This window comes from Brevundimonas sp. RM1 (assembly GCF_052907225.1).
The window spans coordinates 123,466-129,476 of the sequence record NZ_JBRERY010000008.1 but is presented as its reverse complement, the minus strand read 5'-3'; the positions used below and the strand labels follow the sequence as shown (position 1 = coordinate 129,476).

Genomic DNA, 6,011 nt, shown 5'->3' with positions numbered 1-6,011 from the left:
GACTTAAAATCCGTCGGGCGAAAGCCCTTGCCGGTTCGACCCCGGCCGCCCGCACCAGCCGTTCTGACGATCGCCTTCAGGTCTGCGGCGACAGCCGCTCCAGCCATGACATCAACCCGCGCGGTTCGACGACGGGCGAGCGCCACAGATCGCCGCCGCGCGCGCGTTGTCGTCCGGCCTCGAACAGTCGCTGCATCGTCGCCGTGTCGAAGCTCAGCATCCCGCCCTGCTCGGGCTCGTCCGGGATGGCCGCGACGCTGATGGGCAGGCCCTGCGCCGCGCAGAAGGTCGTGGCGACGCCCAGCGCCTGACGATAGGAGAACCGCAGCATGGCGTCGAAGCTGCGGGTCAGCACCGCCGCGACGTTCTGGGCCGTGGTGCGCGGTTCCGGCTCCAGCACGGTGTTGACCAGGATATGCACCCGGCTGCGCTGCAGGCGCCGTCCGACCCGCTTCCAGCGCAACAGGGCCTCGGGCATCAGGAACAGCGGCGCGGCGACCCCGCCGTCGACGTGCATCTCCTCGAACGGCTCGCCGTCGACCTCGCACGGGAAACGACGCGGCGGAAACAGGCCGGGCAGGCTGGCGGAGGCGGCCAGAACTTCGCGGAACAGGGCGACCGCCTCCTCGCCGCCGTGGCAGGCGATCGTCCCCATGTCCCAGATGCAGGCCTTCTGGCTGTCCAGGTCCGTCGTCGCCACCAGCAGGCGACGCCCCCGGCGATGCTCGGTCGCGACGGCGTCGATCAGCGCCTCGTCGACGAAGGGGTGGATCAGGGCGTCCAGCGCCTCGCCCTGGAACAGGCTGCCGGTCAGGGTCGAGGCCAGCCGCCGCAAGCTCAGCAGGTCGGCCGCATGGCCGCCGGTATAGGCGTCGGCCAGCCGCTCGTCCCAGGCCGGTCCCAGGAAGGCGAAGGGCGCGATCAGGGCGCCGGTGCTGACGCCCGTGACCAGGGCGAACTCGGGCCGCGTTCCCGCCTCGGTCAGTCCGACCAGGGCGCCCGCGCCATAGGCGCCGCCCGCCGCGCCGCCCGATACGGCCAGCATGTCGAAATGCCCCGACGACCAGCCGGAGCGGGGCAGGGACAGACGGTCCGCCGCCGCCTCCAGCGAGGTTTCCGCCTGCTCGACGCTCAGCCGGATATCCTCGAACCCCCGAATGCGCCCGCGGCCGGCCGGGGGCGCAGGCAGCCGTTTGCGCGGCAGAGGCAGGGACGACAAGGGGCGCGGATCAATCACGACGGTTTTCTCGGCTTTCGCGCGGCTTGGGTCAAATGCGGCGCCGCGGTTCCGCAGGGCGAAACTGCGCGGGCGTCCAGCTTAACTGTCTTGGCCTCGTCATGAGGGGGGCGTAGGTGTCGCACACTGATTGTTCCGCCAGGTGAGCCGTTTCATGTTTCGTAGCCGACTTCTCGCTTCCGCCTTGGGTCTGAGCCTCTGCCTGGGCGCGGCTGCGCCCGCGGCGTTCGCCCAGACGGCTCAGGCTGCGGCTCAGACTGCGGCTCCGGCGGCCCAGGACGGCCGCGCCGCCCCGTCCCTGATCGTCACCGTGGTGGTCGATCAACTCAGCGCCAATCTGTTCAACCAGTACCGCAGCCAGTTCACCGGCGGGCTGAAGACCCTGGCCGATCAGGGCATGGTCTCGATCAACGGCTATCAGACCCACGGGGTGACCGTGACCTGCGCCGGCCACTCGACCGTCCTGACCGGCGCCCACCCGGCCCGCAGCGGCATTCCCGCTAACGACTGGCTGGACACGTCGACGGGCCAGGAGACCTATTGCCTGGCCGCGCCGCAGAACACACTGGCCCACGGCAAGAACACCGACAACGGCCCGGTCGGTCCGGAACAGTTGAGCGCCTCGACCCTGGGCGACTGGCTGAAGGCGGTCAGCCCTGAAAGCCGCGTCTACGGCGTGTCGGGCAAGGATCGCGGCGCCATCACCCTGGCTGGGCACAAGGGCGACGGCGCCTTCTGGCTGACCGACAACTTCGGCTTCACCACCTATGTCGAGCCGGGCCAGTCGGCTCAGGCGCGTCTGGCCCCGGTGGCGGCCCTGAACGCCCGCATGATCGACCGTTTCACGCGACAGGCGCCCAGCTGGACCTATTCCAACGCCGCCTGCCGCCGCCTGGAAGGGCAGTGGACCATTGCGGGCCAGACCTTCGACTCCAAGGTGCCGCCGGCCAACTTCCGCCTCGACAACTCGCCGATCCTGGACGAGCTGACCATCGAAGGGGCGATCGAGCTGATGGACAGCCGGCAGTTGGGTCGTCGCGGCGTCACGGACATGCTGGGCGTCAGCCTGTCGGCCACCGACCGCATCGGCCACAGCTACGGCACCCAGGGGCCCGAGATGTGCGAGCAGATGCTGCGCCTCGACACGGCCCTGGGCGTGTTGATGGACAAGCTGTCGACCATCCCCGGCGGCGCCATTGTCGTTCTGACGGCCGACCACGGCGGTTCGGACTTCCCCGAGCGCTCGGCGGTCGAGGGCTATCCCCACGCCGGCCGGGTGGATCGCGCCCTGCAGCCGCGCGTCAACGCGGCGCTGAAGGCCCGCTTCGGCCTGGACGCCGATCCTGTGGTGTCGTCGGCGGGCGGTTTCGTCATCGTCGACAAGGATCGCAAGTCCCTGCCGGAGCCGCTGCGGTCTCAGGTGCTGGCCGCCGCCCTGGAACTGCTGAACGCCGAGCCGCAGGTGGCCCTGGCCGTGGCCCGCGACGAACTGCTGGCCGAGCCTGTGCCGAACTCGATCAACCCCGAAGACCTGAATGTGCGCGAGCGCCTGCGTCTGTCGGCGGTGGCGGGTCGCTCGCCCGACATCCTGCGCGCCTGGCAGCCGGGCCTGACCGGGCAGGGCCGCGTCGGCGGCGCCATTTCCAGTCACGGCTCGCCCTGGGATTACGACCGCCGCGTGCCCATCGTCTTCTGGTGGCCGGGCGCCGAAGGGCAGGAGCGTTTCCTGCCGATGCGCACCATCGACATCGCGCCGACCCTGGCCAATCTGATCGGCGTCCAGCCTGACGGCCCGATCGACGGCCGCTGCATGGATCTGCCCCAGTTCGCCAAGGGCCGCTGCCCTACGAAGTAGGCGGCGCGAAACAGGCTGCGCGGGCCGTCATAAACTCGTGTTTCGACGCGGTGCGACGGCCTTACGCCTTCCGCGTTTCCTTGGCACAAGGGCTTGAGAAACGCCTCTGAGGGGAGGCGTCAGGCCGTCAGAGCCGCAAGAGGAAACCCGTTCATGCAGAGAGCCCGCCGCGCGCGCATCGTCGCGACACTCGGACCCGCCAGCCGTGCGCCGGGAACGGTCAAGGCGCTGGCCCAGGCCGGGGTGGACGTCTTTCGCCTGAACTTCAGCCACGGCTCGCACGACGACCACGCCGCCGCCCTCAAGGCCGTGCGCGGGGCCGAAATGGCGCTGAAGCGGCCGCTGGGCGTATTGGCCGACCTGCAGGGCCCCAAGCTGAGGCTGGGCCGTTTCGCCGATGTCGAGATCGAGGTGAAGCCGGGCCACCAGATGCGCTTCGACCTGAACCCGGCGCTGGGCGACGAGACGCGGGTGCAGATGCCGCATCCGGAAATCTTCAAGGCGCTGCGGCCCGGCATGCTGCTGCTGCTGGACGACGGCCGGGTGCGGCTGCGCGTGGGCGAGCGCACCGACGAATGGTGCGACGTCACGGTCGAGAGCGGCTCCAAGCTGTCGGACCGCAAGGGGGTGGCCGTGCCCGAGGCGGTCATTCCGGTCTCGGCCCTGACGCCCAAGGACCGCGAGGATCTGGCCTTCGCGCTTCGCCTCGGCGTCGACTGGGTGGCCCTCAGTTTCGTGCAGAAGGCCGAGGACATGGCCGAGCTGAAGCAGATCGTCGACGGCCAGGCCGCCTGTCTGGCCAAGATCGAAAAGCCCCAGGCCCTGAACGACCTGGAGAGCATCCTCGACTATTGCGACGGCGTCATGGTCGCGCGCGGCGATCTGGGCGTCGAGATGGACCCCGAGGAAGTGCCGGTCGCCCAGAAGAAGATCCTGCGGGCCGCCCGCCAGCGGGGCGTCCCCGCCATCGTCGCGACGCAGATGCTGGAATCCATGACCAGCGCTCCGGCCCCGACCCGCGCCGAGGCGTCCGATGTGGCCAACGCCGTCTATGAGGGCGCCGACGCCCTGATGCTGTCAGCCGAGACGGCGGCGGGCGACTATCCGTTGGAAGCCGTGACCATCATGAACCGCATCATGGAGCGGGTGGAGCGCGATCCCCTGTGGCCCGGCCTGATGGACGCCGAACACGCGGGCATGGACATCCACGACGTCGACGCCCTGGTGGCGGCCGCGCGCAAGGCGGCCGAGGCCTCCTCGACCGCCTGCATGGTGGTGTTCACCACCCTGGGCGGCACGGCGCGGCGGATGTCGCGCGAGCGGCCGCTGCAGCCGGTTCTGGCCTTGACGCCCAAGCCCGAGACGGCGCGCCGCCTGGCCCTGGTCTGGGGGTTGGAGCCGCGTCTGGGCGAACAGCCGACCTCGCTGGAAGGCCTGACCGACGATGCGGTCGAGGCAGCCATGCTCTACGGCCTGGCCGAGCCGGGCCAGCGCATCCTGATCCTGGCCGGAACGCCCTTCGGCGCGCCGGGGGCCGCGAATCTGTTGCGTCTGGCCCATGCTCCGGCCCATGCTGCCCCCCGGCAACACGGGGCGAAGCGCGCCCGCAAAACCTGACGGGGCGGAATGATCAAATACATCGGCTCAAAGCGCGCGCTTCTGGGCCAGGTGATCGGCGCGGTGCGCGCGGCTCAGCCGCAGGGCGGAACGGTCTGCGACCTGTTCTCCGGCACCGCGCGCGTGGGCCATGCGCTGAAGCGCGAGGGCTATCGCGTCTGGTCCAATGATCACAACGCCTATGCCCATGCGCTCGCCACCGCCTATGTCCAGGCCGACCGCGAGGTCTGGGCTGAGCGGGCCGAGGGGGTGCTGGCCGAACTGCGCGCCGTGGCGCCCGCGCCGGGCTGGTTCACCCGCACCTATTGCCAGGAAGCTCGCTTCTTCCACCCCGACAACGGCGCCCGAATCGACGCCATGCGCGAGCGCATCGAGGTCATGGGGCTGGAGCCGGAATTGAAGGCGGTGGTGCTGGTCGCCCTGATGGAGGCGGCCGACCGGGTGGATTCCACGGCGGGCCTGCAGATGGCCTTCATGAAGCAGTGGGCGCCGCGCGCGCTGAAGCCGCTGGAGTTGCGCCTGCCGGACCTGCTGCCCGGCGTGGCGGCGGGCTCGTGCGTGGCGACGCACGGCGATGCGGTCGAGATCGCCGCCGAGGTCGAGGCCGACCTCGTCTATCTGGACCCGCCCTATAACCAGCACTCCTACCTCGGCAACTACCACTGCTGGGAAAGCCTGGTGCTGTGGGACAAGCCCGAGACCTATGGCGTGGCGCGCAAGCGGGTCGACGTGAAGACGCGCAAGTCGGCCTTCAACAGCCGGCCGGGCATCGGCCCCGCCCTGCAGACCGTCATCGAGCGGCTGAAGGCGCCGAACCTGATCGTCAGCTTCAACGACGAGGGCTATCTGAGCCGCGACGAGCTGACGGCCATGCTGTCGGCGCGCGGCCACGTCCAGGTGGTCGAGATTGCGCGCCCCCGCTACGTCGGCGCCCGCATCGGCATCCATAACCTGAAGGGTCAGAAGGTCGGCTCGGTCGGGCGGCTGAGGAATGTGGAATATCTGTTCGTGGTCACGGATCGGCCGATCGAACTGCCGGTCGCCGCCTGACGGGAACGAAAGCCGGGCGCACGCCGTTTGTGCCGTATGCGTACGCTTTCCAGTCTTCCTCCCCCCGCTTCCCGCTTTGACGCCCGTGGTTTTGACGCTGCGCGTTTCGACGCCCAGCGGGAGGCCGCGCGTCCGGTCCGCCCGTCGCCTCGGCGCGGGCGTGGGCTGGACAGCTGGACCATCCTGCTGATCGGCGCGATCGCGGCGGGCCTGATGGGAATGCTCCTGGGCGGCGCCCTGTCCGTCTGATTT

The 6,011-nt window shown here is 70.0% G+C and carries 5 protein-coding genes; 4 read left to right on the top strand and 1 reads right to left on the bottom strand.

From position 1 onward, the window contains the following. Nucleotides 1-76 precede the first annotated feature (76 nt). A complete protein-coding gene (locus ACU5AP_RS09835) occupies nt 77-1,237 on the bottom strand; it encodes a patatin-like phospholipase family protein (protein ID WP_128719599.1) in 1,161 nt (386 codons plus the stop codon). A 154-nt stretch (nt 1,238-1,391) separates the two neighbouring features. Between ACU5AP_RS09835 and ACU5AP_RS09830 the strand changes: the two genes are divergently transcribed. The 4 genes from ACU5AP_RS09830 (at nt 1,392) to ACU5AP_RS09815 (ending at nt 6,008) form a co-directional block, all read left to right on the top strand. After that, entirely contained in the window at nt 1,392-3,092 is a 1,701-nt protein-coding gene (locus ACU5AP_RS09830) for an alkaline phosphatase family protein (protein WP_446681152.1), read from the top strand. A 153-nt stretch (nt 3,093-3,245) separates the two neighbouring features. Next, complete coding sequence (gene pyk, locus ACU5AP_RS09825) at nt 3,246-4,709, top strand: pyruvate kinase (protein ID WP_076223477.1); 1,464 nt, start codon at nt 3,246-3,248, stop codon at nt 4,707-4,709. Between the two features lie 9 nt (nt 4,710-4,718). Beyond that, nucleotides 4,719-5,759 carry a DNA adenine methylase gene (locus tag ACU5AP_RS09820; protein WP_446681151.1) on the top strand — a complete coding sequence of 347 codons (1,041 nt, stop codon included), beginning with the start codon at nt 4,719-4,721 and terminating at the stop codon, nt 5,757-5,759. 36 nt (nt 5,760-5,795) lie between these two features. Continuing rightward, a complete protein-coding gene (locus tag ACU5AP_RS09815; protein WP_046651700.1) occupies nt 5,796-6,008 on the top strand; it encodes a hypothetical protein in 213 nt (70 codons plus the stop codon). Nucleotides 6,009-6,011: the final 3 nt, after the last annotated feature.

Bases quoted from the DNA above. Each gene is read 5' to 3' on its own strand.
- ACU5AP_RS09830 (WP_446681152.1), top strand. From the start codon at position 1,392: ATGTTTCGTAGCCGACTTCTCGCTTCCGCCTTGGGTCTGAGCCTCTGC.
- pyk (WP_076223477.1), top strand. From the start codon at position 3,246: ATGCAGAGAGCCCGCCGCGCGCGCATCGTCGCGACACTCGGACCCGCC.
- ACU5AP_RS09820 (WP_446681151.1), top strand. From the start codon at position 4,719: ATGATCAAATACATCGGCTCAAAGCGCGCGCTTCTGGGCCAGGTGATC.
- ACU5AP_RS09815 (WP_046651700.1), top strand. From the start codon at position 5,796: ATGCGTACGCTTTCCAGTCTTCCTCCCCCCGCTTCCCGCTTTGACGCC.